This window comes from Burkholderia sp. YHN3-13, from assembly GCF_055810675.1.
Genome location: NZ_JBVVNQ010000001.1, coordinates 163151 through 187973 on the forward strand (window position 1 = coordinate 163151; position 24823 = coordinate 187973).

Annotated in this window: 24 protein-coding genes; 5 read left to right on the forward strand and 19 right to left on the reverse strand. The window is 68.1% G+C overall.

What is annotated here, in order from left to right:
• Positions 1-119: 119 nt before the first annotated feature.
• On the reverse strand, positions 120-1019 hold the full coding sequence (gene lpxO / locus AC0KUR_RS00700) for a lipid A hydroxylase LpxO (RefSeq protein WP_473375189.1): 900 nt from the start codon (positions 1017-1019) through the stop codon (positions 120-122).
• Positions 1020-1698: 679 nt separating this feature from the next.
• Between lpxO and AC0KUR_RS00705 the strand changes: the two genes are divergently transcribed.
• On the forward strand, positions 1699-2718 hold the full coding sequence (locus AC0KUR_RS00705) for a fimbrial protein (RefSeq protein ID WP_473375190.1): 1020 nt from the start codon (positions 1699-1701) through the stop codon (positions 2716-2718).
• A 68-nt stretch (positions 2719-2786) separates the two neighbouring features.
• On the opposite strand, the gene AC0KUR_RS00710 is transcribed toward AC0KUR_RS00705, so the two are convergent.
• The 7 genes from AC0KUR_RS00710 to AC0KUR_RS00740 all read right to left on the reverse strand — a co-directional run bounded on the left by AC0KUR_RS00710 (position 2787) and on the right by AC0KUR_RS00740 (position 11922).
• Positions 2787-3341, reverse strand: coding sequence for a carboxymuconolactone decarboxylase family protein (locus AC0KUR_RS00710; protein ID WP_473375191.1), 555 nt, complete (start codon positions 3339-3341; stop codon positions 2787-2789).
• 25 nt (positions 3342-3366) lie between these two features.
• Positions 3367-4701 (reverse strand): aspartate aminotransferase family protein, encoded by a 1335-nt coding sequence (locus AC0KUR_RS00715; RefSeq protein ID WP_473375192.1) that lies wholly within the window; start codon positions 4699-4701, stop codon positions 3367-3369.
• A 15-nt stretch (positions 4702-4716) separates the two neighbouring features.
• Positions 4717-5766 (reverse strand): C45 family autoproteolytic acyltransferase/hydolase, encoded by a 1050-nt coding sequence (locus AC0KUR_RS00720; RefSeq protein ID WP_226252056.1) that lies wholly within the window; start codon positions 5764-5766, stop codon positions 4717-4719.
• A gap of 20 nt (positions 5767-5786) precedes the next feature.
• Entirely contained in the window at positions 5787-6515 is a 729-nt protein-coding gene (glnQ, locus tag AC0KUR_RS00725) for a glutamine ABC transporter ATP-binding protein GlnQ (RefSeq protein ID WP_034185930.1), read from the reverse strand.
• Positions 6512-7219 carry a glutamine ABC transporter permease GlnP gene (gene glnP, locus AC0KUR_RS00730; protein WP_175027885.1) on the reverse strand — a complete coding sequence of 236 codons (708 nt, stop codon included), beginning with the start codon at positions 7217-7219 and terminating at the stop codon, positions 6512-6514. Before glnP ends, glnQ begins: the two co-directional genes overlap by 4 nt.
• Before the next feature lie 15 nt (positions 7220-7234).
• Complete coding sequence (gene glnH, locus AC0KUR_RS00735; protein ID WP_059558236.1) at positions 7235-7987, reverse strand: glutamine ABC transporter substrate-binding protein GlnH; 753 nt, start codon at positions 7985-7987, stop codon at positions 7235-7237.
• 395 nt (positions 7988-8382) lie between these two features.
• Positions 8383-11922 carry an ABC transporter ATP-binding protein gene (locus AC0KUR_RS00740; protein WP_473375193.1) on the reverse strand — a complete coding sequence of 1180 codons (3540 nt, stop codon included), beginning with the start codon at positions 11920-11922 and terminating at the stop codon, positions 8383-8385.
• A 118-nt stretch (positions 11923-12040) separates the two neighbouring features.
• On the opposite strand from AC0KUR_RS00740, the gene AC0KUR_RS00745 reads away from it, so the two are divergent.
• A complete protein-coding gene (locus AC0KUR_RS00745; RefSeq protein WP_034185926.1) occupies positions 12041-12991 on the forward strand; it encodes a LysR family transcriptional regulator in 951 nt (316 codons plus the stop codon).
• A gap of 39 nt (positions 12992-13030) precedes the next feature.
• Here the strand turns inward: AC0KUR_RS00745 and AC0KUR_RS00750 are convergent, their stop codons facing one another.
• The gene (locus tag AC0KUR_RS00750; protein WP_226251792.1) at positions 13031-13402 is read right to left on the reverse strand and encodes an MAPEG family protein; all 372 of its coding nucleotides are present in this window, start codon (positions 13400-13402) and stop codon (positions 13031-13033) included.
• Positions 13403-13701: 299 nt separating this feature from the next.
• On the opposite strand from AC0KUR_RS00750, the gene alr reads away from it, so the two are divergent.
• Positions 13702-14823 (forward strand): alanine racemase, encoded by a 1122-nt coding sequence (alr, locus tag AC0KUR_RS00755; protein WP_049028905.1) that lies wholly within the window; start codon positions 13702-13704, stop codon positions 14821-14823.
• A 93-nt stretch (positions 14824-14916) separates the two neighbouring features.
• Here alr and AC0KUR_RS00760 read toward each other — a convergent pair whose 3' ends face one another.
• Both AC0KUR_RS00760 and AC0KUR_RS00765 read right to left on the reverse strand, forming a co-directional pair.
• Positions 14917-15711, reverse strand: a complete 795-nt coding sequence (locus tag AC0KUR_RS00760; RefSeq protein WP_473375194.1) for an enoyl-CoA hydratase — start codon at positions 15709-15711, stop codon at positions 14917-14919.
• 117 nt (positions 15712-15828) lie between these two features.
• Complete coding sequence (locus tag AC0KUR_RS00765) at positions 15829-17238, reverse strand: MFS transporter (RefSeq protein WP_473375195.1); 1410 nt, start codon at positions 17236-17238, stop codon at positions 15829-15831.
• Positions 17239-17374: 136 nt separating this feature from the next.
• Between AC0KUR_RS00765 and AC0KUR_RS00770 the strand changes: the two genes are divergently transcribed.
• Complete coding sequence (locus tag AC0KUR_RS00770; protein ID WP_034185922.1) at positions 17375-18256, forward strand: LysR family transcriptional regulator; 882 nt, start codon at positions 17375-17377, stop codon at positions 18254-18256.
• Between the two features lie 15 nt (positions 18257-18271).
• Here the strand turns inward: AC0KUR_RS00770 and AC0KUR_RS00775 are convergent, their stop codons facing one another.
• The 4 genes from AC0KUR_RS00775 to AC0KUR_RS00790 form a co-directional block, all read right to left on the reverse strand.
• On the reverse strand, positions 18272-19225 hold the full coding sequence (locus tag AC0KUR_RS00775) for a hypothetical protein (protein ID WP_473375459.1): 954 nt from the start codon (positions 19223-19225) through the stop codon (positions 18272-18274).
• Positions 19226-19376: 151 nt separating this feature from the next.
• Positions 19377-19829 (reverse strand): DUF3592 domain-containing protein, encoded by a 453-nt coding sequence (locus AC0KUR_RS00780; RefSeq protein ID WP_473375196.1) that lies wholly within the window; start codon positions 19827-19829, stop codon positions 19377-19379.
• 10 nt (positions 19830-19839) lie between these two features.
• The gene (locus AC0KUR_RS00785) at positions 19840-20421 is read right to left on the reverse strand and encodes a hypothetical protein (protein WP_059558244.1); all 582 of its coding nucleotides are present in this window, start codon (positions 20419-20421) and stop codon (positions 19840-19842) included.
• A 154-nt stretch (positions 20422-20575) separates the two neighbouring features.
• Positions 20576-21481 carry a LysR family transcriptional regulator gene (locus AC0KUR_RS00790; RefSeq protein ID WP_059558245.1) on the reverse strand — a complete coding sequence of 302 codons (906 nt, stop codon included), beginning with the start codon at positions 21479-21481 and terminating at the stop codon, positions 20576-20578.
• Positions 21482-21571: 90 nt separating this feature from the next.
• On the opposite strand from AC0KUR_RS00790, the gene AC0KUR_RS00795 reads away from it, so the two are divergent.
• Complete coding sequence (locus AC0KUR_RS00795) at positions 21572-22093, forward strand: DMT family transporter (RefSeq protein WP_049028900.1); 522 nt, start codon at positions 21572-21574, stop codon at positions 22091-22093.
• A 37-nt stretch (positions 22094-22130) separates the two neighbouring features.
• On the opposite strand, the gene AC0KUR_RS00800 is transcribed toward AC0KUR_RS00795, so the two are convergent.
• Genes AC0KUR_RS00800 through AC0KUR_RS00815 form a run of 4 tightly spaced genes read right to left on the reverse strand, consistent with a single transcriptional unit; the run spans position 22131 to position 24823 of the window.
• Positions 22131-22496, reverse strand: coding sequence for a response regulator (locus tag AC0KUR_RS00800; RefSeq protein WP_006486240.1), 366 nt, complete (start codon positions 22494-22496; stop codon positions 22131-22133).
• 29 nt (positions 22497-22525) lie between these two features.
• Positions 22526-23485 (reverse strand): chemotaxis protein CheX, encoded by a 960-nt coding sequence (locus tag AC0KUR_RS00805; protein ID WP_473375197.1) that lies wholly within the window; start codon positions 23483-23485, stop codon positions 22526-22528.
• Positions 23486-23507: 22 nt separating this feature from the next.
• Positions 23508-24098 (reverse strand): hypothetical protein, encoded by a 591-nt coding sequence (locus AC0KUR_RS00810; protein ID WP_049028897.1) that lies wholly within the window; start codon positions 24096-24098, stop codon positions 23508-23510.
• Entirely contained in the window at positions 24095-24823 is a 729-nt protein-coding gene (locus AC0KUR_RS00815; protein ID WP_233623231.1) for a methyl-accepting chemotaxis protein, read from the reverse strand. Before AC0KUR_RS00815 ends, AC0KUR_RS00810 begins: the two co-directional genes overlap by 4 nt.

Sequence of the window (24823 nt, forward strand, 5' to 3'; positions counted from 1 at the left end):
CGCGGCCATCGGTCATTGATCCCGCATGAATACATTTGGTTGCATTGATGGCGGCCGAGGGCCGCCGATGCGATGCCGCGCGCCCTATCGTCAGACGGAAAAATGCCTGCTCGTCCCCGTCAGATACAGAAAATTGCAACCGCGATCCCGCCGAACAGCAGCCACTTCACGATGTAGTACACGGTGCGATTCCATGCCTTCAATCGCTTGCCAGCGCGGCGAATCGCATACAGGTACCTGAACGTACGATTGAGGCCGCCCGTGCGATCGCCCGTTTCGTTCGGCGACGCCGCCGCGCGCATCAGCAGTTGCCCGAACGCATCGTTGATGCGCTGCGCCCAGCGATATCTCATCGGGCGGTCGATGTCGCAGAACAGGATCACGCGATCGTGCCCGGTGCGGTTTTCGGCCCAGTGCAGGTACGTCTCGTCGAACATCACGGCCTCCCCGTCCCGCCATGCATACGACTCGCCGTCCACGACGATCCGGCACGCGTCGTCGTTCGGCGTATCGAGCCCGAGGTGGTAGCGCAGCGAGCCTGCGTACGGATCGCGATGCAGCCCGAGTTTCCCGCCCGGCGGCAACTGCGCGAACATCGCCGCCTTGATCGACGGAATCTGCGACAGGATCTCGACCGAGCGTGGACACAGCGCCTGCGCGGACGGATGCGGCGCGTCGTACCACTTCAGGTAGAAACGCTTCCAGCCGTGGCGAAAGAACGAATTGAAGCCGATGTCGTTGTACTCGCCGGACGCCTTGATCCGGCTCGCGTCGCGCAACGCGAGCGCTTCGCCGCGAAACGTGCGCCATTCGCGCCGTAGCACCGCGAGCTCCGGAAAGTGATCCGTATCGAGAAACGGCGTGGTCGGCACCGACGAGAACGCGTAAGAAAAGCAGTTCAGCGGTGCGGTGAAGGTCGAGTGATCGGATAGTTGCCTGAACAACCTGTGCCGAACCTTGCCGCGCCGATGCGTATACACGACACACGCAACGAACACGATCAACAGGACCCAGCGCATCGATATTTCCCCCGTAAGCTGTTTGCCGAAATTCTAGGTAGGGGGAAAAATTCCTGCACTGACGCGCAGGTCGTGCCGCGTGCGTCGTCACGACGCGGCGCGTTGCCGGATCGACCGTACCGAAACGCCGAAAGGCCCGAGAATACGGGCTTTTCGGGCCATCGTGGCGCGCGTGCGGCGTGCTCCCGACGCAGGCGCCGCCGGCGATTATTCCGGAAACGGCAAATCAGTTTGTCGGTCTGCACGCATACCGAACGCGTTCAGCGTCGCACGCAAACAGGCAACCGGTGCGCCCCATCCCCGACATGATTGCGTCGACGGTCGGCAGCACACCGCTCTTGTCGCACGCCGCGCGAGTCATGTTCAGGTCGACCGCCGAGCGGACGGCATGCGAACGTCGCATCCTCGAACGACGGAATTCGCAACAGGGTTTCACCGAGCGCGGGCACGGCATCCGACAAAGCGCGGCATCGTGGGCGGTCAGGCCCCGGGCGCGCATGCCTGACACGCAGGAACCAGTTCGTGTGAGGGAGACCGCATCGCACTTTTCCGATTGGTTAAACCTGAATTTCGTACTCGTCCCATTAAAAATCCCGCCCCGTTCGATGAAAATCCCAAATCTGATCGGAGTTCGACATATCTGCCCTTCCATACGACGACATTTCGCCGGGAAATCCCCATGAACCTCACGAATCCATTTCATCCTGCCTCGATATCGGCTTGTTCAAGACGTGTATTCCGCCGCGCGTCACTGCCCGTCGTCCTGACGCTCATGGCCGCCTTCGTCACACATGACGCGTTGGCACTCACCCAGGTCACCGCATTCGGCTCGACGCTGAACGTACCGAGCACCACTGCGGCCGGAACGGTCCTGAGTCGCCATGCCATTCCGAAAAATCAGCTTTGCGGCGCGCTTGCCAAGTGCGACGTCTACGCGATCTCGTTATGGCCGAACGGCGGAGGCGCCTTCGCGCCCGGCCCCGATATCGCCACCAACGTCCCCGGCATTTCGGCGCGGCTGCTGATCGGCGGCCAACCCGCCACCCGGGCCGACTACGGATCTGCCGGCATGCCGATTACCGTCTCGTCATCTCTTGAGGTCCAGCTCGTGCGAGATTCGCGGCCGCTTGAGCCCGGCAGCCTTGCCGGCCAGGCCGGCGGAAATCCTTCGTACTTCTATATTTGCACGTCGCCTCGCGGAACATCCACATCCTATTGCGGTTCGTCGTACGACGGTCTTGCGATCGCGCTGGCGGCCAAGGTCAAGCTGGTCAACGGCACCTGCGGCACGCCCACCCAGTCCATCACGCTGCCGGGTGCCGCCGCCGCTCAATTCAAAGGTGTCGGATCGACCGGCAACAACGCATCCACGCAGAGCTTCAATCTGCGATTCGAAAATTGCCCGCCGGGCTATACGCGCATCGGTTACACGCTCACGCCGATCGGTGGCGCGTCGTCCGCCATTCCCGGTGCATTGCCGCTGCGTGGCGGATCGACCGCAAAAGGTATCGCCATCAAGATCACGGACGCATCCGGATTGCCGGCCGCCTTCGATTCCTCGTTGCGGCTTGGCGCATACTCGTCCTCGACGGGCGGCACCTACACGCTTCCGATGGTTGCCGGCTATGTCCAGACGGAGGCCGTCGTCACGCCGGGCACGGTCATGGGCGCCATGTCCGTCCTGGTCGACTATCAGTAACCGCCTGCGCCTTCACATCCGCGTCTCAAGCCGGACGCGTGATTCGGGGGCGCCGGTTCAACTGCACCTCATTCCGGAAACGGCAAATCGGTTTGTCCGTCTGCGCGCATACCGAACGTGTTCAGCGTCATCGCGACGAGTGCGTAGTAACCGAGCAGCGCGACGAGGTTCACCACGGTCTCGTGGCCGAAGCGCGCCTGTGCGCGCGCGAACGTCGCATCGCTCACGCGGCGCGTGTCGTACAGCTCGCTGGCGAACGCGTATATCAGTGCGTCGTCGTCCGATTCGAATGCGGGCGCGACGCCCAGCCGGATCGCTTCGGCCGTCGCCGCCGGCACACCGGCGTCAAGCGCGATCGGATGATGGATGTGCCACTCGGCCTGCGAGCGCCAGCGCGCGGCCGTCACGAGAATCGCGAGTTCCGACAGGCGCAGCGGCAGGCCCGTGCGATAGCGGCAGAACGCGCCGAGCTTCTGCGCGTGCTGGGCCAGCTCGGGGCTCGCGATCCAGCCGAGGAACGGCCCGTTCAGGTTGCCGCGCGGACCACTGAGGATGTCGGCCAGCACGGCCTTCTGCTCGTCGGTGGCCGATGCGGGATCGAAAGGAGGCAGTCTGTCTGTCATGGTCGGGATTCGATGAAGTCGGGATTCACGCGCCGGCCGACGCGAGCGCCGCGCCGATCGCGCCGGACAGCCGCTCGACGATCGTGTCGATCTGCGGCGCGGTACTGATGAACGGCGGCGCCACCAGGATGTGATCGCCGTGCACGCCGTCGATCGTGCCACCCATCGGGTACACCATCAACCCGCGCTGCATCGCTTCGCGCTTGACCGCCGCATGCAGCCTCAGCGCGGGATCGAACGTCGCCTTGGTGTCGCGATCGCGCACGAGCTCGACGCCGACGAACAGCCCGCGGCCGCGCACGTCGCCGACATGCGGATGCGTACCATAATGCTCGCGCAACGATGCACGCAACTGCTCGCCGCGCGCCTTCACGTTGTCGAGCAGTTTCTCTTCGGCGATCACGCGCTGGACTTCGAGCGCGGCCGCGCACGCGGTCGCGTGGCCGAGGTACGTGTGGCCGTGCTGGAAGAAACCCGAGCCGTCGACGATCGTCCGGTAGATGCGGTCGCTCACCAGTGTCGCACCGATCGGCTGGTAGCCCGCGCCGAGCCCCTTCGCGATCGTCAGCAGGTCGGGCGCGACGTCGTCTTCTTCGCACGCGAACAGGTAGCCGGTGCGCCCCATCCCCACCATGATCTCGTCGAGGATCAGCAGCACGCCGTATTTATCGCACACCGCGCGCATCTTCTTCAGGTACGTGCGCACCGGCGGCACCGCGCCGGCCGTTGCGCCCACCACCGTCTCCGCGACGAACGCCGCGACGTTTTCCGCGCCGAGTTCGACGATCTTCCGTTCAAGCTCGTCCGCCAGACGCTGCGCGTACGCTTCGTCGGTTTCGCCCGATTGCCGGTCGCGGTACGCATAACACGGGCTCACGTGATGCGCTTCGATCAGCAGCGGCAGGAACGGCTCGCGGCGCCATGCGTTGCCGCCGATCGCGAGTGCGCCGAGCGTGTTGCCGTGGTAGCTCTGCCGCCGCGCGATGAAATGCCGGCGCTGCGGCTCGCCCTTCTCGACGAAATACTGGCGCGCGAGCTTCAGCGCGGCCTCGATCGCCTCGGATCCGCCCGACACGAAATACACGTGTTCGAGGCCGGCCGGCGCGGCGTCGACGAGCCGGTCGGCGAGTTCTTCCGCCACGTCGGTCGTGAAGAACGACGTATGCGCGTACGCCAGTTGCTGCGCCTGCCGCTTGATCGCGTCGATCACGCGCTGGTTGCTGTGGCCCAGACACGACACGGCCGCGCCGCCGCACGCGTCGATATAGCGTTTGCCGGTCGAATCGATGATCTCGATGCCGTCGCCTGCAACGGCAACGGGCAAGGTGGCGCGCGGAGCGCGATGGAAAACGGTCGTCATGCGTGGCCTCATGGATCAGGACGCGTCGGGCGCGCGTCCGGACGGCACGATGCGCGTCGCGAAGCGCCGCGTGCCGTGTTGATGAACGGTGAAATCGATTGATGCCGAGCCAATCGCGAACACGGCGGTTGCCAGCGTATTCTCGCCGTCGGGGTCGGCCGGATCGTCACGGTAGATCGGCAGCCCTTGCGGCGCGCGATCGCCGAGCACGCGCCGCAATGCGCGTTCGTCGACCGCGTCGATGCCGGGCATCAGCGTGTCGACACGGCGCTGGCGGTCGGCCGACGATTGCGTGACGATCTGCGCTTGCGCGTCGCAACCGGGATGCACCAGATGGTTCGCATGGCCCGACAGTCGCGCGACGTCGACGACCGAACAACGCGCGACGCTCGCCTCGATGCTCAGCAAGCGTTCGTCGCCGGTCGCACCGAGCGTGTGATGAAAGCCGCTCGCGCGCGCATGCCCGCGCAGCACGTCGGCCGCCGCGTCGAGCGATGTCGCGTCGAGCACCGCGCGCGCGAGGATCATGCGCGGCACGCCGGCTGCCGGCGTGCGGATGCGCAGATTGTTGATCGTCTGCACGATGCCCGCGCGGTTCGCGGCAAACGTATGGCCCGGCAGCGAACCGGGGTAATAGAAACTGACGAAACCCGGCTTGCCGGCCGGCTGCACGTCGACGAGCAGGCAACGCTCGCGCAGGAACGGATCGCCGTCCTCGTTGTGCGCGATCCAGCGCGTGCCGTCGGCATCGCGCGCGGCGAGCGTCGTACAGCCGTCCGGCGCGTGATGGATCAGTTCGCCGCGGCAGTTCCACAGGAAGACGTCCTCGGCCGGCCAGCCGATGCCCGCCGCGATCCCGTCCAGTTCCGCGACGAGATCGGGGTAAGCGGCCAGCGCGGCCTGCCGCAGCGCATCGACGAACGGATGGCCGCGCCAGCCTCGCACGGCCTGCCATGCGCTGCTCTGCCGCATGTACGTGTCGAATACGGGGCGGGCAAGCTCGCCGAGGCGCACGCCGATGTCGAACGGCGCACCGGCGATGACGGGAGAAAGGGAAAGCGGCATGTCGGCCATCTCGGTTTCGTTCAGGACACGTGTTTCAGGAATTCCTTCAGGCGCGGCGTCGGCGGACGGTCGATCAGGTCGACCGGATGGCCGTCCTCGGCAATGCCGCCCTGATCCATGAACAGCAGCCGCGTGCCGACCCGCTTCGCGAAGCCGATCTCGTGCGTGACGACGATCATCGTCATCCCCTCGGTTGCGAGATCCTGCATCACTTTCAGCACTTCGTGGCGCAATTCCGGATCGAGCGCCGACGTCGGCTCGTCGAACAGCATCAGCCGCGGCCGGATCGCGAGCGCACGCGCGATCGCCACGCGCTGCTGCTGCCCGCCCGACAACTCCGACGGGTAATGATTCGCGCGCGATTCGAGGCCGACCTTGTCGAGCAGCGCCATCGCCTGGTCGCGCGCGTCGGCACGCGATGCACCGCGCACCTGGATCGGCCCGAACATCACGTTCTCGAGCGCGGTCATCTGCGGAAACAGGTTGAACTGCTGGAACACCATGCCGGCCTCGAGCCGGATGTTGCGGATCGTCGCCGCGTTGCCCCGCACGCTCTGGCCGTCGACGAGCAGCTCGCCGCCGGTGATTTTCTCGAGCGCGTTGATACAGCGCAACATCGTCGACTTGCCCGAACCGGACGGGCCGATCACGACGACCACCTCGCCCGCGTCGATCTTCAGGTCGATATGCTTCAGCACCGGCACGTGGCCGAAGCTCTTCGACACGTTCTGGAATTCGATCATGCTCATAAGATGCGCATCCTTTTCTCGACGATCCGCAGCGTCAGCGTCATGGCGCCGGTCAGCAGCAGATAGATGATCGCCACCGCCGTCCAGATCTCGACCGCCTGGAAATTGCCCGCGATGATTTCCTGCCCCTTGCGCGTCAGCTCGCCGACGCCGATCACGATGAACAGCGACGTGTCCTTCAGGCTCACGATGCACTGGTTGCCGAGCGGTGGAATCAGCCGCCGGAACGCGAGCGGCCCGACCACCTTGAGCAGCACGCGCGGCATCGACAAGCCCATCGCGAGCCCCGCTTCCGTCAGCCCCTTCGGAATCGACAGCAGCGCGCCGCGCACCACTTCCGCGAGATACGCGCCGGAATTCACCGTGATCGCGATGATCGCGGCCGTCAGGCCGTCGATGCGGATATGCGCGAGCAGCGGCAGCGCGAAGTACAGGAACATCACCTGCACGACGATCGGCGTGCCGCGGATCAGTTCAATATAGATCTGGGCGAGCACGTTCATCGCCTTCGGTCCGTATGCGCGGAACATCCCCGCGATCATCCCGACGATGAAGCCGCCCACCAGCCCGAAAAATGCGATGAACACCGTCAACCGGACCCCGTCCATCAGGTCCGGCAACGCCGCCCAGATCGCCGACCAATCGAAATTCACTTGTCGCTCCCCGTTCGAATCAAGACCGGCGCGGCCATCCGGCCGCGCCATGGTGCGCCGTCACGCTCACATCTTCGGCGGCTCGGCACCGAACCACTTCTTGTAGATCTGCGCGTAGCGGCCGTCGGCCTTGATCTTCACGAGCGACGCGTTGACCTTCGGCACGAGCGCGCTGCCCTTCGGGAAGCCGATCCCGTATTTGTCGCCGCTGACCGGCTGACCGGCGACCTTTACCTTGCCCTTGCCTTCGTTGTTCACGAAGAACAGGACGTTCGGCGTGTCGTGCATCGCCGCGTCGACGCGGCCGGCTTCGAGCGCGAGATAGGCCTGGTCGATGTTGGGGAACTGACGGACCTCCTTCGGCTTCAGGTGCGCCTTGATCCAGTCGATCGTCGCGGTGCCCGTCTTCGCGGCGATCACCTTGCCGTTCAGGTCGTCGATCGACTTGATCGACGTGTTGCCCGCCTGCACCATCGCCGCGAGGCCGCTGTCGTAGTAAGGGGCGGAGAAGTCGATCGCTTTCTTGCGCTCCTCCTTGATCGTCATCCCGGACAGCGCGACGTCGATGTTCTGCGTCTGCAGCGCCGGGATCAGGCCCGCGAAATCCATCGGCTGGATCGTGTATTTCCAGCCCTGGTCCTTCGCGATCTCGGCCCACAAGTCGAGATCGAAGCCGACGTACTTGTCGCCCTGCTTGAACTCGAACGGCATGAAGGACGTATCGGTCCCGACGACGAGCGTCTTGGTATCCGCGTGCGCGATGCTTGCGCCGAGCGCGGCGACAACCGCGACGGCTTTCAGGAAGGAACGGCGACTCATGGTTTCTCTCCGCATGATTGAGCGATGTGGCCGGCCAGCCGGCCGGCGGGAACGACGACATCAAGCCGCACCGCAACATGCGATGTCGAATTAGACCTTAGCGCAACAAGTGTTGTCAACGGCGATACTACGACAACAAAAAAGTCCGCAACGAATAAATTCATCGAGACAAATCCGGGCCGCGCGGGCCGGATTGATCGGAGGAAACGGGAGAACGGCGGGGCAGGACGCGCCGCCGGATCGCGCCGCCGCGGGATGGCGGCGCATCGGGAGACAATGGCGGCGCCGTGCGGGGCCGGCCGTGCGCGCCAGGCCGGCAACCGCCGGCGCGGCTCAACGCAGGTTGCGGGGTGCGCGGGACAATACCGGACGACGACGCGCCGGTGTCGCGTCGATCACGCCGCCACCCCGCTCGCCTGATGCGACACGAGCCGCGCATACGCGCCCTGCCGCGCCATCAAGTCCGCGTGGCGTCCCGCCTCGATCACGCTGCCCTGCTCCATCACGAGGATCAGGTCGGCATTGCGTACGGTCGACAGCCGGTGCGCGATGATGATCGACGTGCGCTGCGTCATCAGGTCTTCCAGTGCCGCGCGGATCTGCTGCTCGCTGATCGTGTCCAGATGGGACGTCGCTTCGTCGAGGATCAGCACCGGCGCATCCTTCAGGAACGCACGCGCGATCGCCACGCGCTGGCGCTGGCCGCCCGACAGCTGCACGCCGCGCTCGCCGACGCGCGTCGCCAGCCCGTCCGGCAGCCGCGCGACGAAGTCGCCGAGCGCCGCATGGTCGATCGCGCGCCGCACGTCCGCGTCCGACGCGTCGTTCGCCGCGAGCCGGATGTTCGCTTCGAGCGTGTCGTTGAACAGGTAGGTATCCTGCGCAACCAGCGCGATGTGCTGCCGCAGGTCGTCGAGCCGCAGGTCGCGCAGGTCGACGCCGCCGAGCGTCACGCGGCCCTGTTGCGGATCCCAGAAACGCAGCAACAGGCTCGCGACCGTCGACTTGCCGGCGCCCGATGCGCCGACCAGCGCGACCGTGCTGCCCGGCGGCACCTCGAAGCTCACGCGGTCGATCGCGGGCACGCCGCGGCCCGGATACGTGAACGACGCCGCCTCGAAACGCACGGCCGGATTGCCGGGCATCGCGTGCGTGCCGTCCGTCACGGTCACGGGCTCCTTCTCCAGCGCGCGCAAGCGGCGCGTCGACGCGATCGTGTCGGCAAGCTGGCGCGCGACCTGGCCGATTTCGGCCACCGGCATGAACGCGGCCACCGCAACCAGCACCAGCAGCGGCAACGACTCGTGCGGAAACCAGCCGCGTGCGCACAGCAGCGCACCGAGCGCCGCGACGGCCAGCCCGCCGAGCCCGCTCGCGACTTCCAGCGCGGCGCTTTGCGTCGACAGGTCGTCGAGCAGCTTCGCTCGCTGCAGGCGGTACGCATCGACCTCGGCCAGGAACGCTGCGCGCCGGCGCTCGATCGCCTGGAACGCGGTCAGCTCCGCGAGCCCCTGGATCGTTTCGGTCAGGTGCGCGCCGAGCTGGCCGAGCGCTTCGCGCGCGCCGGTGCCGAGCCGGTCGACATCGCGCCGCGCGAGCACCGGCGCGAGCCCGGCCCACAGCAGGAACGGCAGCAGCACGAGCGCAAGCGGCCATGCGACCGACGCGAGCAGCACCAGCACGCCGGCCGGCACCAGGACCGCGACGAACGCGGGCGCCAGCGTGTGCGCATAGAAATACTCGACGGTCTCGACGTCCTGCGTCGCGAGCGAGACGAGATCGCCGGAACGGCGGCGCAGCAGCCCGGCCGGCGCGAGGCGTTCGAGCGTCGCGAACAGCGCGATGCGCATTTCCGCGAGCAGCCGGTACGCCATGTCGTGCGCGAGCCACGATTCGAGCCAGTGCAGCACGGCCGCCACCGGCGCGATCACGAGCAGCGCGACGACGAGCGACGCACTCACGCGGCCGGACGACACCGCACCGACCACCATCGCGCCGATCACCCCGACGCCGATGAACGCGAGCACGCGGCCGATCCCGAACAGCACGGTCAGCACGACCTTGCCCTTCCACGGCCGCACGAAGCGCAGCAGCGTCTGCAACGTGTCCGCCCAGCCGATCGTCGCCGCGTCGTCGTTCAGCGGCCGCACCTGCGGGCCCGACGACGCGCGCGCGGTCGCACCGGCCGCCGCCGACGCGCCGACGGATTCGGCGACTGCCTCCAGTTGCGGCCCCATCAGCCGGCGATACGGGCCGTCGCGCGCGATCAGCGCCGCATGCGTGCCTTCATCGACCACCTGCCCCTGGTCGAGCACCAGGATGCGGTCGGCGCCGATCACGCTGGACAGCCGATGCGCGAGCACGAGCGTCGTCCGCCCGCGCGTGAGCCGGTCGAGCGCCTGCTGGATCAGCGCTTCATTCTCCGCATCGACCGACGACAGCGCCTCGTCGAGCAGCAGGATCGGCGCATCGCGCAGCAGCGCGCGGGCGATCGCGATGCGCTGGCGCTGGCCGCCCGACAGCATGAGCCCGCGTTCGCCGATGCGCGTCGCGTAGCCGTCGGGCAACGCCGAGATGAAATCGTGCGCGTTGGCGGCGCGCGCGGCCGCGATCATGTCCGCGTCGCTCGCCTCGGGGCGGCCGAGCCGCAGGTTGTCGGCCACACTGCCGTCGAACAGCGTCGCATCCTGCGCGACGACGGCGATCATCTCGCGCACCTGGTCGGCATCGAGCGTGCGCACGTCGTGGCCGCCGATGCGTACCGCACCGCCCTGCGCATCGTGCTGACGCAGCAACAGGCGCACGATGGTCGACTTGCCCGCGCCGCTCGGCCCGACGATGGCGACCGTCTCGCCTTCGCGAACCGTGAAGCTCAACGCCGCATGCGCATCCGCGCGGCGCCCCGGATACGCGAAGCTGACGTCGTCGAACGCGATCTCCGGCCGCAGGGCCGTGACGCGCGGCGCATCGGCGGCCGGCGCCCGGCTGCCCGCGTCGAGCAGCGCATGGATCGCATTCGCCGCCGACTGGCCGATCATCCCCTGGTGCAGCACCGCACGCAGGTCGCGCAGCGGCCGGAAGATTTCGCTGCCGGCCATCAGCACGATCAGCAGCGCTTCGAGGCTCATGTCGCCGTGCCGCACGCGCCATGCGCCCACCGCGATCGCCGCGGCCGCGCCCAGGCCCGTGCCGAGATCGGTGAGGAGCCGCGTCAGCAGGCCGAGCGCGAGCACCCAGAACGTGCTGTCGGACAGCGCGCGCGCCTTGGCGGCCAGCTTCGCGCCGAACGCGCTGCTCTGCCCGAACGCCTTCAGCGTCGGCAGGCCCTGCACCGCGTCGAGAAACTCCTCGCCGAACGCCTTGAACGCGGCCGAGCGTGCGAGCGCCGCACGCTTGTCGGCGCGATGCACGAGCTGCGGCAGCGCGAGCGTGACGAGCGCCGCGACCAGCAGGATCGCGGCCGTCGGTACGTCCCACCATGCGAGTACCGCGAAGATCATGACCGGCGCGCAGGCGGCGATCACGAGTTGCGGCAGGTAGACGCCGAAGAAGGTTTGCAGCTGCTCGACGCCGTCGACGACGGCGAGCATCACGCCGCCCGTGCGCTCGCCGCTGAACCACGCGGGGCCGAGCGCGGCGATCCGGTCGAACAGCCGCGCGCGCAGCGTGGCCTGCACGCGCCCGGCCGTATGCTGCGCGAGCACCGTGCGGCGATGATCGAGCCACGCGCGCAGCAGCACGCAGGCCGCCGTTGCAGCGACGGCTTCGCCGATGCTGCGTACCGGCGCACCGGAAAAAACCAGCGCCAGCACGCGGCCGAGAAAGACGAAACGCAGGATGCCGACACCCATCGCGACGAGCCCGAGCGCGACTGCCGCGGCCACCCGCCAGCGCAGTCCGGCCATCATGGCCCATAGTCGTCGGTCGAAATACATGTTGCCTCCAGTCAGTGACGCGTTGCATTTTTCTTGACCGGATCGAGGCTACCCGCGCCTCCCGCGCGCGGCAAAAGATGATTTTTCAACGGGTGTTGAGTCAACTACAATACCCGGCATGTCGCACCTTCCTCCCCTTAGCGCGCTGCGTGCTTTCGAGGCGACCGTCCGCCTCGGCGGGTTCGCGCGCGCGGCGGTCGAGCTGAACGTGTCGACCAGCGCGGTCAGCCACCAGATCCGCTCGCTCGAGGAAGCGCTGGGTGCACGGCTGCTCGAACGCAGCACGGGCATAGGCGGCATCGGCCTCACGCCGGCCGGCGCCCGCCTGCTGCCGGCCGTCAGCGATGCGCTGTCGCGCCTGACCGACGCCTGCGCGGAGATTCGCGGCACCGCACAACGGCTGACCGTCTCCGCCAACGCGCCGTTTTCGTCGATGTGGCTCGCGCGCCGTCTGGCGGAATTCTCTTCGCTTCATCCCGACACGCCGCTGCATGCCGTCGTGCTCGACGACGAGCCGGATTTCGCGCGCAGCGGCGTCGATCTGGCGATCGTGCACGTGCCCGCGCACCGGCTGCGCGCCGACGACGACGTCCTGATGCGGGAAACCGTGTTTCCGGTCTGCAGCCCCGAACTGTTTCCGTACGCATCGGGGTACGTGTGCCGCTCGCGGCTGCTGCAGGAAATGCACGAGAACAGCCCCGAGATCGACTGGCGTAACTGGGCGTCGGAATTCGGCTTGCCGGGCGACTTCGAAACCAAGATCGTCCGTTACAGCAGCTTCAGCCAGGTGATCGGCGCGGCCGTCGGCGGTGCGGGCATCGCGCTCGGCCGCGTGCCGCTGATCGAGCCCGAACTGCGCAGCGGACGCCTGGTACCGCTGGTGCCGGGCCTCGCACGCGAGGCGTCGTGGCGCTTCGTGCTGCGCCGCCATCCGTCCACGCGCCACCGGCTGCTCGATCCGTTGATCGCATTCCTGCGCAGCGAAGCGCAGGTGCCGCCGTTCGTCGCAAAGAAGGTTGTGCCCGCATCCAACGACAGTCACGCACGGGGCGCGGGCGGCGCGCCGTAGCGCCGGCATGCGCCGCCGGCGCCCGTGCTCACCGGCCGCTTACGGCGCGGCGAAGAACAGCGCGACGACGCACGCCATCCCGCCGAACCACACGAGCGAACGCAGCGACGCCCAGTTCAGCAGGTACATCAACGCATAGACGACGCGGATCGCGACGAACGCCATCGCGAGCTGGTCGACGCGATGCACGTTCGCGCCGTTGTGCCACGCCACCACCAGCGCGGCCGTGAACAGCGCCAGCGCTTCCCATGCGTTCTGATGCGCGGCCTGCGCGCGAGCGCGCCAGCCTTCGAGCCGGGCCAGGTAATCGCGTGGCGCGCGGTTGTCGTAACCCTTGCGGGCCTTGGCCAGGAACGTCATCGGGAACGGCAACAGCGCCACGATGAACAGGCACAGCTGGGACGTCGTCATAAGTCTCCTCCGTTATGATTACATTGATCAATGACAAGATCGCCGAGAGCTTAGCATTGCGCCGCCCGGTTCGCGCACCGGTTTTCTAGACGGGGGACTCGGCCGCACGGGCCGCGGGCGGCCGCGGCCGATCGGCATGACCGCCAAAATTTCCACCAAATCGCCGACAAATACGTTAATTAAAACTGGTCGAACACCAATAAGATAGCGCTCGACACTGGCTTGGCGCGTTGCGGCGCCAGCCTGCCGTTTCACTCCGCGCCGCCGCGCGCCGAACGACATCGACCCGAGCCATCACCATGCCCCGTCCCATCGTCGCCCATATCCGCCCTGACGCCGTCCGCCACAACCTCGATTTCATCCGCCGCACGGCCGCGCAATCGCGCGTCTGGGCCGTGATCAAGGCCAACGCATACGGCCACGGCATCGAGCGGATCTATCCGGGCCTCGCGGCCGCCGACGGCATCGGGCTGCTCGATCTCGACGAAGCCGTGCGCGTGCGCGAACTCGGCTGGGACAAGCCCGTGCTGCTGCTCGAAGGGATCTTCGAGCCGGCCGACGTCGAACTGGCCGATCGCCACCGGCTGACGGTGAGCGTGCATTGCGACGCGCAGCTCGACCTGCTGATCGCCGCGAAGCCGCAACGGCCGATCGACATCCAGCTCAAGATGAACTCCGGCATGAACCGGCTCGGCTACCGGCCCGCCGCGTTCCGCGCCGCGTGGGAACGCGCGGCGAGCGCACCGTCGATCGGCAGGATCACGCTGATGATGCACTTCGCGAACGCCGACGAAGGCCAGGTCGACTGGCAGCTCGACCAGTTCGATGCGACGACGGCCGGCATTCCCGGCGAACGCTCGGTGTCGAATTCGGCGGCCGTGCTGTGGCATCCGCGCGCCCATCGCGACTGGGTGCGGCCCGGCACGATCCTGTACGGCGCGTCGCCGACGGGTGCGTCGCGGCATATCGCCGACACGCCGCTGATGGCCGCGATGACGCTGACGAGCCGGATCATCGGCGTGCAGACGCTGGCGCCGGACGAGACCGTCGGCTACGGCCGCCGCTTCACGGCCGACCGGCCGATGCGGATCGGCGTGGTCGCATGCGGCTACGCGGACGGCTATCCGCGCCACGCGCCGACCGGCACGCCGATCGCGGTGGACGGCGTGATGACGCGTGTTGTCGGCCGCGTGTCGATGGACATGCTGACCGTCGACCTGACGCCGTGCCCGAACGCGGGTATCGGGTCGAGCGTCGAGCTGTGGGGCGATCAGGTGAAGGTGGACGATGTCGCGGAAGCCAGCGGCACGATCGGCTACGAGCTGATGTGCGCGCTCGCGCCCCGCGTGCCGGTCGTGATCGTGCCGCCCGGCGCATCGACCGTGCAGCCGGCCCTGCGGACGGGAAGCTACGGGCGCTGACCGACGTCGACGTACACGCCGCCCGGATTGCGGGCCGCCTCGGGCGGCCCGTTCGCTTTCCGGCGAGCCGCCGCGCGAGTCAACGGGAACGCGCTACGAGCGCCACGCCGGCTCGCGCTTCTCGAGGAACGCGTCGATGCCCTCGCCGGCATCCTCTTCCATCATGTTGCGCGCCATCACGTCGCCCGCATACGCATAGGCTTCGTCGAGCGGCAACTCGCGCTGGCGATAGAACATCTGCTTGCCGTATCGCACCGCGGCCGGGCTCTTCGCGACGATCTCCGCGACCTTGCGCGCGACGGCCGCGTCGAGCGCGTCCTCCGGCACGGCCTCGTTGACAAGCCCCCACGCGGCGGCCGTCGCCGCATCGACGAAGCGCCCGGTCACGAGCATGTCGAAGGCGCGCTTCGCGGTGACGTTGCGGCTCAACGCGACGGCCGGTGTCGAACAGAACAACCCGACGTTGATACCCGATACCGCGAAGCGCGCGGTATCGGCCGCGATCGCGAGGTCGCACGCGGCGACGAGCTGGCAGCCGGCCGCCGTCGCGATGCCGTGCACGCGTGCGATCACCGGCACCGGCAACGCGTGCATCGCGAGCATCACGCGGCTGCACTGCGCGAACAGCGCGCGGTAGTAGTCGAGCTCGGGCCGGCTGCGCATCTGCCGCAGGTCGTGGCCCGCGCAGAATGCGTTGCCCTCGGCGGCCAGCACGACGCAACGCACGTGCGAATCGGCCGCCAGCGCCTCGAACGCATCATGCAGGCTCGCGAGCATTGCCTCGGACAATGCGTTGAACTGCCGCGGGCGATTCAGCCGCAGCGTGACGACGCCGTCGTGCGCATCGCGCAACAGGATCGGCTCGGCGGTCTCTTGATCGGGTTCCATGGTGTTTCGCTCGACGAAGGGCGGCAGGATGCGTTTCGGCACAGACGTGCGGCCGGCGCAACCGCGCGTGCGCGGCCGGTCGATGAAATGGTCCTCCACATTCCGTGTGACGTCCAGTCACGCCCCTTTCGTCATGCCGGCCGCCCGTGCGGCAAGGGCGGCCGTCGCATACGCCATGCATCCAAGCGCCGCGACCGCCCACAGCGCGTCGGTCAAGTCCGGCAACAGTATCGTCGCGGCGCCCGCGATGGCCACGCCGAACAAGCTTCCGGCCTGCCGCGCCGCGTTGAGGAACCCTGACGCGACGCCCGCCGCCTCCGCGGGCACCTGTTCGAGCACGGTCGCGATCATCGGCGCGACCGACAACGCGGTGCCGGTGCCGAAGGCGGCCATGGCCGCCCAGACCACCAGCCATGGCGCACGCAGCGCGAGCGCGACGGCGATCGCCGGAATGGCCAGCGCCGCCATCCCGAGGCCGCTTGCCATCAGCGTGACCGGGCGCACACGGCCATGCAGTTTTCCCGACAACAGGTTGCCGAGCGACAGGCTCAGCGCGAACGGCAACAGCGTCATCCCCGTCTGCCGCGCACTCATGCCGAAGCGCCCGTGCAGGTACAGGCTCAACACGAACAGCAGCCCGAAGTAGCCGACATAGACGAGGCTGCCCATCAGGTTCATCGCGACGAACACGCGATTGCGAAACCACGCGAGCGGCACCATCGGATGGCGCGCACGCCGCTCGACGACGACCAGCATCGCTGCCGCGAGCGCGGCGGCCAGCAGCGCGCAGCGCACTTCCCCCGCGCCGGGGCCGCGCGTCGGCAATTCGATCACCGCGAAACACAGCGCGCCGAGCGCCGCCGCACCGATACCCTGGCCGGCCCAGTCGAACGGGTGCGCATGCCGCGCGCCCGACGCCCGCACGAGCATTGCCGCCCCGGCAAAGGCGATCGCGCCGGTCGGCACATTGATCAGGAACGCGCTGCGCCAGCCGAAATCGTCGACGAGGATGCCGCCCAGCACCGGCCCCACGGCCACCGCAACCGATGCGATGCCGGCCCAGACCGCAATCGCCCGCGCCCGCTCGGCAGGCACGTCGAAGGTGCCGCGCACGACCGCGAGCGACGCGGGCAAGAAAAGCGCGGCACCCATGCCCTGCACGAAGCGCGCCGCCACGAGGATCGCCACGGACGGCGCAACGCCGCACGCCGCCGATGCGGCGACGAACAGCGCCAGCCCCGCGAGATACACGCGCTTCGCGCCGAACCGGTCGGACAGCGCGCCGCCCGCGAGGATCAGCGCGGCGAAGCTGAGCGTATACGCGTCGACGATCCACGCGAGTTCGGCGACCGTCGCGCCGAGGCTCGCGCGCAACGCGGGCAGCGCCACGTTGACGATCGTCGAATCGAGGACCGCCATGAACATGCCGATCGCGACGAGCGCCAGCGTGAAGCGCTGCTCGCGCGCCGTCGGGCGGCTCGCGGCGGCCAGGGGGACGGAAACGGACACGGGATTGCAATCGGACATGACACCTCCAGGCAGATGCCGGGAGTCTAGGAACGGCACACGATGCGGAAAAGTGATAATTTCGCATTTGCCTGATGCAGATCTGCATCACCCGTTCCCGTCCGCCGCCGCCCGCCCGATGACACAATCGCTCCGCATGAACTGGGACAACGCCCGCTTCTTCCTCGCGCTGGCGCGCACCGGCACGCTGCGCGGCGCCGCGGCGCAGCTGAATGTCGATCAGGCGACGGTGGGACGCCGGATCGCCGCGCTCGAGGAGGAACTGTCGGCTCGCCTGTTTCTCCGCACGCCGACCCTCTATGTGCTGACGACCGCCGGCGAAGCGCTGCTCGAACCGGCCGAAACGATGGAACGGGCGTCGCTCACGATCGAACGCCGCGTGATGGGGCTCGACGAGCAACTGGCCGGATCCGTGCGGATCGCCACGACCGACTCGCTCGGCAAGCGTTTCGTGGTGCCCGCCATCGCCCGCATGCGGCGCAAACATGCCGGCATCGACGTCGTCTGCGTGACTTCAGCGGAAATCGCCAACCTCACGCGCCGCGAAGCGGACCTCGCGATCCGCACGTTGCGGCCGGAATCGCCGGACCTGATCGTCAGGCGGCTCGGGCATCTCGAAACGGGGATCTATGCCTCGCGCCGCTACCTGGCCGAGCGCGGCGAACCGGTCGCGGGCAGCGCGTTCGACGGGCACGACCTGGTGATGTACCAGCAGCCGGTCGTGCCGACGATGTGGGACGCGCTGTGCGGCGAACCGACGTCGCGCGGCCGCGTGATGTTCCAGACGTCGTCGACGATGATGCTGGTGGAAGCGACGCTGGCGGGGCTCGGCATTGCGGAGCTGCCGTGCTTTCGCGCCGATGCCGAGCCGGAACTGGTGCGTCTGATGACGCGGCGCTGCAATCACTTCGACGTATGGCTCGTCGCCCATGCCGATCTCTACAAGACCGCGCGCGTGCAGGCCGTGATCGAAGCCGTCGTCGACGAATTCGCGACCGCCGCGGCGACTGCCCCGTAACGGGCCGCCCGGGCGTCAGCGCGGCCGATACTCGCCATCCGCGGCAGACCATCGAAACGTCCGGCGCCATTTGCCGCCGCGCTCGCGTAACTGCAGGTCCCGGAAGCCGTCCGTCGAAGTCGGCAGCATGCTCAGCGTATTGCTGCCTTCCGTGATGTCGTGATCGCGCGTGCCGTCGCGATGCCAATCGCCGGCGATATCCCGGTAGAACATCATCGGCTGCGCGAACACGACGCGCAGCGTCTTGCCGTCGATCCGGAACAGGTACAGCGCCTCGAACGATGCGCCGCCGCCCGAGTAACCGATCGACCAGCCCGCCCGCACCCCGAACGCCGCATCGCCCGCCCGCAGCGTATACGGCGCGAGATCGAACCGCGACCACCGCTCGGGCCGTAACGCGAGATCACCCGGTCGCGTCGTCTGCTCAAGGTAGTCGGGACTGTCGAGATTCGTGTTGCTCCAGTCGGTCGCCTGCTCGAGCGGCTGTTCGGTACGCGCGACGAGGCGCGGCACGCCGTCCGGACCGCACTCGAACACGCCCAGCCAGACCCGTTCCTTCTGGTCGTCGGCATCGGCGTGGCGCTCGAACCCTTCACACTCGGTGGGTGCACGAAATCGCAGCGCCTCGCGCGCAAGCTCGTCGGTCGGTGCCGCACAAACGATCGCAACGAACGCACCGGGGCGCTGCGGCCACGGTTTCGCGCCGACCAGCACGACACGCGCAAGTGGCTGGCCCGGGACAAGCTGTGCCACCAGCCCTTCCTTCGTGAAGCCGGGCGGCAGGCGCACACCGAAACCGTCCCCTTCCGGCGCGCCGGTCATGTCGCGCGCATACGCGGCGCGGGTTTCGGGAGCATCGAACGTCCCGGGCACCTGGTCGAGCGAATGCGCCGTACCCGCCGCGTGCGCGGCGAAGCCCGCAAATGCAGCGCCGATCGCGACGAGCCACGGCATCAAGCGAATTGTCATGCTGGAAGAGTCCTGTGAAGTAACGAGGCGACGTACTGCGATACCGTACATGCAATCGTGTGCGTGACAACCAGATCGGCCCGCGGCCTCATGACGGAATCCATGATGTTCTGCTTGCCGGGTTCGACACGTTTCGGCGCGCGGCGGGCGATCACCTCCGCTGGCGCCCGCTGCGCCATGCGCGCACGCCCGACCACAACTGACCGACCCCAACGACGAAAAAAACCGCGCCCATCCCGCCGATTGTCAGCGCATCGCCCCAGATCGCGCCGAACGTATTCATCCGTGCGGTCATCCTCGGCGCGTCCGGCGCATAGCGCACCTCGACCGTCGCGCCGTCCTGCACGCTGACGTCGCCGCCCTGCGCGTATTCGACATGCTCACCCGCGTGTGTCGTGAACGCGATCTCGGGATGATGCGGGCCTGCGTTCAGCTTGATGACGCGCCCCGGCACGACGACCGACGTGCGCAGGAATTCGCGCGTCGACTGCGCGCCCAGCGTGGCGCCGATCAGCATGCACGTGCCCAGGACGGTAAAGACGATGCCCTTCGCGATCAGCGTCTCGACGTGCTGGGTTGCGGCGCGGCCGGATGCGGACATCATGCGTCTCGCGCTACGGACGCGACTGATGGAACGACACGTCGATCCGCGACTGCGTCTTGCAGCGGTACATCACGCCGCGCCCCGTTTCGTCGGTCACGCCTTCGTATGGCCCGTTGCACCCCGTGACCTTGTACGGCGCGAACGGGATGCGCTTGCCGTCGGTCGGCCGGACCAGCACCGGAATCCGCCCTGTCGGGCCATCGCCGATCATGCGGACGAGCATCATGCGCGACGCATCGATCGGCGCGGCGGAACGCATGTAGATCGTGCGCCCCTGCGCGTCGGTCGCGCCTTCGACTTCGAGTTCCCGGCTGTCCTGGGCGGCGCTCGTATAAAGCGCGAATGCATAGCGCGTGTTCGGCAGCGCCTGTTTCGTCGCGGGATCGTACAGCACGAAATAGCAGCCGTTGACGCCCCTTCCGGCCGTCGCCTGCCCGTCGACCGGTGTGGGATGGCACGTGTAGGACGAACCGTTGCCGACGTCCGCCTGCGGCGCCTGCTGCCCGGTGCCTGCGCATCCGCCGGCCAGCGCAGCCATCAGCGTCACGCATGCGCCGCGCACGCGCGCGGCCTGATCGACTCCGATTTTCATTGGAAGGGATTCCGTTCCCGATTGTTGCAGACGCCGGGCATGCCGCGCGCGATGCGCAGGCACGCCGCCCTCGGCCTCCGGCAGGATACGGACATCGCGGTACGCTGTAAATCGTTGCGCCCGCCATCGCCGCTGCCACATCACTGCCACACCGCTACCCGCCGCTCGCGACGCGCGCGATCGTCTGCCGCAGCCAGATGTGTGCGGCGTCGCCATGCCGGCGCTCATGCCAGTGCTGCGCGAATTCGAACGAATCGATCGGGAACGGCGGGTCGAACACGCGCAGGCGTGCGTCGTCGCGCACGCGGTCGAGGTTGCGGCGTGCGACCGTCAGCACGAGATCGGTACCCGCGATCAGGTCGTTCGCGACACTCCAGAACGGCAGGATCACCGCGATGTGCCGCTCGTGCCGCAGCCGCGCGAGCGCCCGATCGACCTCGTTGTCCATCCCGTCACGCATCGCGACGAGCGCGTGCGGCCGCGCGAGCCACGCGTCGAGCGCGAGTTCGCCGCGGCGCGGCAGGCGGCTCGCGTCGGCCACGCATGCGAACGACTCCACGAACAGCGGCTGGGCATGCAGGTCGCGCTGCAATGCGGGCAGCACGCCGAGCGCGAGATCGACCTCGCCGTCCATCAACTGCATGCGCATCGCCTCGCGCGTGCCCTGCGACACGATCAGCTCGATGCCCGGCGCGTCGGCGCGCAACGTCTTCACGAGCGCGGGCAGCACGATCCGCGCACCGTAGTCGGACATCGCGATGCGAAAGACGCGCGTGGCCGCGGACGGATCGAACGCCGGCGGCTCGATCAGCGCGCCGAGCCGCCCGAGGACGTCGTTCAGCGGCTCGACCAGTTCGTTCGCGCGCGCGGTCAGCTCGAGCCGGCCCGCGCGCCGCACCAGCAGCGGATCGCCGAAGATCTCGCGCAGCCGCGCGAGCGCGTGGCTCACGGCCGGCTGGCTCCGGTGCAGCCGGAGCGCCGTGCGCGAGATGTGACGTTCGCTCAGCAACACATGCAGCGTGACGAGCAGGTTCAGGTCGATACGGGCCAGATTATTCATTGCACGAATACGAGCCATCCGAAAGACGAATTTCCATTCACCATCTTAATGGATGACACTCTTTTCGACATCCTTTCAAGACCGACCAAGATGACGACTTCGCTTTCCTTCGCCACGCTCCCGCTCGCCGTCGCGGCTTTCGTCGCCGGCGCGCTCGTGCCGCTGCAGGGCGGCAGCAACGCCGCGCTCGGGCGTGCGCTCGGCCACCCGCTGTGGGCGAGCGTCGCGTCGCTGACGGTCAGCCTGCTCGCGGTGCTGCCGGTGCTGCTGGCGACGCGTGCGCACGCACCGCTCGTCGGCGACGCGCTGCAGCGCCCACTGTGGATGTGGCTCGGCGGCCTCGCGGGCGTGATCTACATCACGCTCGCGCTGATCCTGACGCCGCGGCTCGGCGCGACGACCTTCATCGTCTGCGTCGTCGCCGGGCAGATGCTCGCATCGCTGCTGATCGACCACTACGGGCTGATGGGGCTCGCGCAGCGGCTGGCGACGCCCGGCCGCATCGCGGGCGTCGCGCTGATCTTCGCGGGGATGATCGTCGTGCAATGGCAAACGCCCGCGCCGGTTGCGGCAGGCAACGCGGCGGCCGCGCGGCCCGAGCCGCAGCGTTGACCGCGAAGGTCACGGGCCCGCGGCGGCCGGCCGTGCGTCAGCCCGCGAGCTTCTTCAGCGCGTCGAGCACCGCGTCGCCCTTGAACGGCTTCACGATCCAGCCCTTCACGCCGGCCGCCTTGCCGCGCTCCTTCATCGCCGGGCTGCTTTCGGTCGTCAGCATCACGACGTTGACCGCCGTGTTCGCCAGTTCGCCGCGGATCTTCTCGACCATCGTCAGGCCATCCATGTTCGGCATGTTCACGTCGCTGATCACGAGGCGCACGCCGGGCGTCGCCTTGAGCTTCGCGAGCCCGTCCTTGCCGTCGACGGCCGTCGCGACGTCGAGCCCGTGATTGCGCAGGAAACCCGCGACCTCGTCGCGCACCGTGCCCGAATCGTCGACCACCAGAATCTTTGCCATGTCGTATTCCTCCTTCGTTGTTGCTGACTTCAAAACAGTTCGAGTTCACCCGACTCGACCATCGGTCCGACGTCCTGCACCGATTCGCGGAAATCCTCCGGCGACCAGCTGAGGCTGAACACGAAGCGCTGGTCGAGACAGACGGCGCGCCCCGATCGCGGATCGGTCATCCGGTACTTGAAACAAAGCTGCGGACAGTCGCCGCCGAACGAGATGAACTTCTGCTTGTGGTTGACGACGAGCGGCACCTGCACCGGATGGCGCGCCAGTGCCTCGGCGTCGCCGAGATAGCGGTTCTTGAACGCGCCCCACACGAGGTTCGTCAGTTCGCCGAGCACGCTGTTCACGTCGCGGAAATCCGGCGCGCGACCCTCGCCGCGCGTGCCGCCGATCATGTCGAGCAGCGGCTGCTCGCTCGTCTGCAGCAGCATGTAGCCGCGGCACCACGCGCTTTCGAGCGCGACCAGGCTGAACACCTCGCCGAAGATGATCTGGTCGCGGACGATGCACGGCGTTTCGTGCTCGATCGCCATGCCCGGGAACAGGCTGTCGATGCGCGCCTCGGTGATCTCCGAGATGCCGCGCACGAGCGCGTTCGGATAATCGCGGCCGAACAGGTATTCGTCGATCGCGCGCTCGAGCGGCGTCATGTCGTCCGCGACGTAGGCCGCGCAGGCCACGCGCGCGAGCGCATCGGGCAGTCCGTCGCGCGACGCGAGCGATTCGCGGCGCAGGATGATCGGCAGTTCGGGCCGCAGCGCATCGATCTGCGTGGCGATGATCGCGCTCTCGGCCGGCGAGCCGCCGTAATCCTCGGCCAGCAGGATCGCGCCAAGGTCGATGTTCGAGCGCAGCACCTTCAGCAGCCGGCTGCGCCGCACGGTCAGGCCGACCAGGTTGTGCTCGTCGCAGAAGCGCTTGATCGCGTCGGCGTGCGCGCGGCTGTCGTCGAGCACGAGCACCTTGCTGACGGGTTGGTCTTGGGTCATCTCGCGGATTCCTCGTGGTCGGTCAGAACAGTTCGAGCTCGCCGCCGGTATCCACCGCCGCCGTTTCCGGCACCTGGAAATCGACCGGCGCGTTCGCGCACACGCACAGCGTCGCGCCGACCCGCACGTCGCCGTCGAGCGTGAGGTCGTACGCGGCCACGTAATCGGGTGCGAGCACGGGCAGATAGTCGATGCTCGCGCCGCTCAGCAAATACGGCGTCGACATCCCGAGATCGGGGAACGGCGCGGTCAGCGCCTGGTTGATCGCGCCGCAGCACAGGTTCGCGACTTCCATGAACGCTTCGGGCAGCGGCCGCTGGCTGCCCGTGCCCGCCGTCGTGCCGGCGAAATGGCGTCGTGTCGCGTCGTCGTCGCTGAAGCGCAGCGCGAGCAGCAGGCGGAAATGCAGGGCCGAGATCGTCAGTACCGCGACATGCTCGGGCACCTTCGGCGCCGACCGCGACCTCGCATGCACGCGATCGTGCCCGTCGTGTTCGTCGTGCTCGTGGCCGGCGGCCGGCCGGATGTCGCACGCGCCGCCGGACGCGAGCCGCGTGCGCGCCGCGTCGAAAAAGATCCGTTCGAAACCGGCCCTGGCCTGCGCGCTGATCACGCCGCCTCCCCTTCGATGCGCGCGTGCAGCTGCCCCGCCAGCGTCTCGACGGTCGCGAGCGCGGCCGTGATCATCTTGCCGCCGGCCTGGATGTCCTGGAACGTCGCGGCCGTCACGAGATCGTTGCGGTTCAGGCTGTCGCGATAACTGTTCGACAGTTGCTGCGAACGCGCGGCCAGCCCGCGCACCTCGCTCGCGACGATCGAGAAGCCGCGTCCGGCCGAGCCCGCGCGCGCGGCCTCGATTGACGCGTTCAGCGACACGATCGACACGTGCGCGACGATCGCCGACAGCTCCTGGTTCTTCGCGCGCATGTCGTGGTTCTGCGTGGTCAGCGAGATCATCTGCTCGTGCCAGCGCTCGAACGTGCCGGCGAGCCCGCGCAGGCGCGCGGCTTCGTCGGCGATCTTCATCGCATGCTGCGCGAGCGCCGCGCGCTCGGCAAACAGCGCCTGCCGCGCATCACGCTGCGCGCCGGCCACCGACGCCTCGCGCGCCAGCGCTTCCTCGAGCTGCGCCTCGCGTTGCGCCCAGGCGTCGGCTGCCGCCGCGTGCGCGGACACCGCGGCTTGCGCACGCGCTTCGGCCGCATCGAGCGCGCCGCGCAACGTGTCCGCGTCATGTTCCATCGCCGCGACGAGTCGCCCGCGCATCACGCGAAACACGATCGCCGCGGCCACCGCGACGACCGCACCGCCCGCCAGCGCGACGGCCGCCTGAATCAT

Coding starts and splice junctions, on each gene's coding strand:
- AC0KUR_RS00760 (WP_473375194.1), bottom strand. CDS start 15,711: ATGGAACCCGATCAAGAGACCGCCGAGCCGATCCTGTTGCGCGATGCG.
- AC0KUR_RS00815 (WP_233623231.1), bottom strand. CDS start 24,823: ATGATTCAGGCGGCCGTCGCGCTGGCGGGCGGTGCGGTCGTCGCGGTG.
- glnH (WP_059558236.1), bottom strand. CDS start 7,987: ATGAGTCGCCGTTCCTTCCTGAAAGCCGTCGCGGTTGTCGCCGCGCTC.
- AC0KUR_RS00785 (WP_059558244.1), bottom strand. CDS start 20,421: ATGAAAATCGGAGTCGATCAGGCCGCGCGCGTGCGCGGCGCATGCGTG.
- AC0KUR_RS00765 (WP_473375195.1), bottom strand. CDS start 17,238: ATGTCCGATTGCAATCCCGTGTCCGTTTCCGTCCCCCTGGCCGCCGCG.
- glnP (WP_175027885.1), bottom strand. CDS start 7,219: ATGGCGCGGCCGGATGGCCGCGCCGGTCTTGATTCGAACGGGGAGCGA.
- AC0KUR_RS00705 (WP_473375190.1), top strand. CDS start 1,699: ATGAACCTCACGAATCCATTTCATCCTGCCTCGATATCGGCTTGTTCA.
- AC0KUR_RS00750 (WP_226251792.1), bottom strand. CDS start 13,402: ATGACGACGTCCCAGCTGTGCCTGTTCATCGTGGCGCTGTTGCCGTTC.
- AC0KUR_RS00775 (WP_473375459.1), bottom strand. CDS start 19,225: ATGACAATTCGCTTGATGCCGTGGCTCGTCGCGATCGGCGCTGCATTT.
- AC0KUR_RS00715 (WP_473375192.1), bottom strand. CDS start 4,701: ATGACGACCGTTTTCCATCGCGCTCCGCGCGCCACCTTGCCCGTTGCC.
- AC0KUR_RS00780 (WP_473375196.1), bottom strand. CDS start 19,829: ATGATGTCCGCATCCGGCCGCGCCGCAACCCAGCACGTCGAGACGCTG.
- AC0KUR_RS00740 (WP_473375193.1), bottom strand. CDS start 11,922: ATGTATTTCGACCGACGACTATGGGCCATGATGGCCGGACTGCGCTGG.
- AC0KUR_RS00770 (WP_034185922.1), top strand. CDS start 17,375: ATGAACTGGGACAACGCCCGCTTCTTCCTCGCGCTGGCGCGCACCGGC.
- AC0KUR_RS00790 (WP_059558245.1), bottom strand. CDS start 21,481: ATGAATAATCTGGCCCGTATCGACCTGAACCTGCTCGTCACGCTGCAT.
- AC0KUR_RS00805 (WP_473375197.1), bottom strand. CDS start 23,485: ATGACCCAAGACCAACCCGTCAGCAAGGTGCTCGTGCTCGACGACAGC.
- AC0KUR_RS00795 (WP_049028900.1), top strand. CDS start 21,572: ATGACGACTTCGCTTTCCTTCGCCACGCTCCCGCTCGCCGTCGCGGCT.
- alr (WP_049028905.1), top strand. CDS start 13,702: ATGCCCCGTCCCATCGTCGCCCATATCCGCCCTGACGCCGTCCGCCAC.
- AC0KUR_RS00800 (WP_006486240.1), bottom strand. CDS start 22,496: ATGGCAAAGATTCTGGTGGTCGACGATTCGGGCACGGTGCGCGACGAG.
- lpxO (WP_473375189.1), bottom strand. CDS start 1,019: ATGCGCTGGGTCCTGTTGATCGTGTTCGTTGCGTGTGTCGTGTATACG.
- AC0KUR_RS00745 (WP_034185926.1), top strand. CDS start 12,041: ATGTCGCACCTTCCTCCCCTTAGCGCGCTGCGTGCTTTCGAGGCGACC.
- glnQ (WP_034185930.1), bottom strand. CDS start 6,515: ATGAGCATGATCGAATTCCAGAACGTGTCGAAGAGCTTCGGCCACGTG.
- AC0KUR_RS00720 (WP_226252056.1), bottom strand. CDS start 5,766: ATGCCGCTTTCCCTTTCTCCCGTCATCGCCGGTGCGCCGTTCGACATC.
- AC0KUR_RS00710 (WP_473375191.1), bottom strand. CDS start 3,341: ATGACAGACAGACTGCCTCCTTTCGATCCCGCATCGGCCACCGACGAG.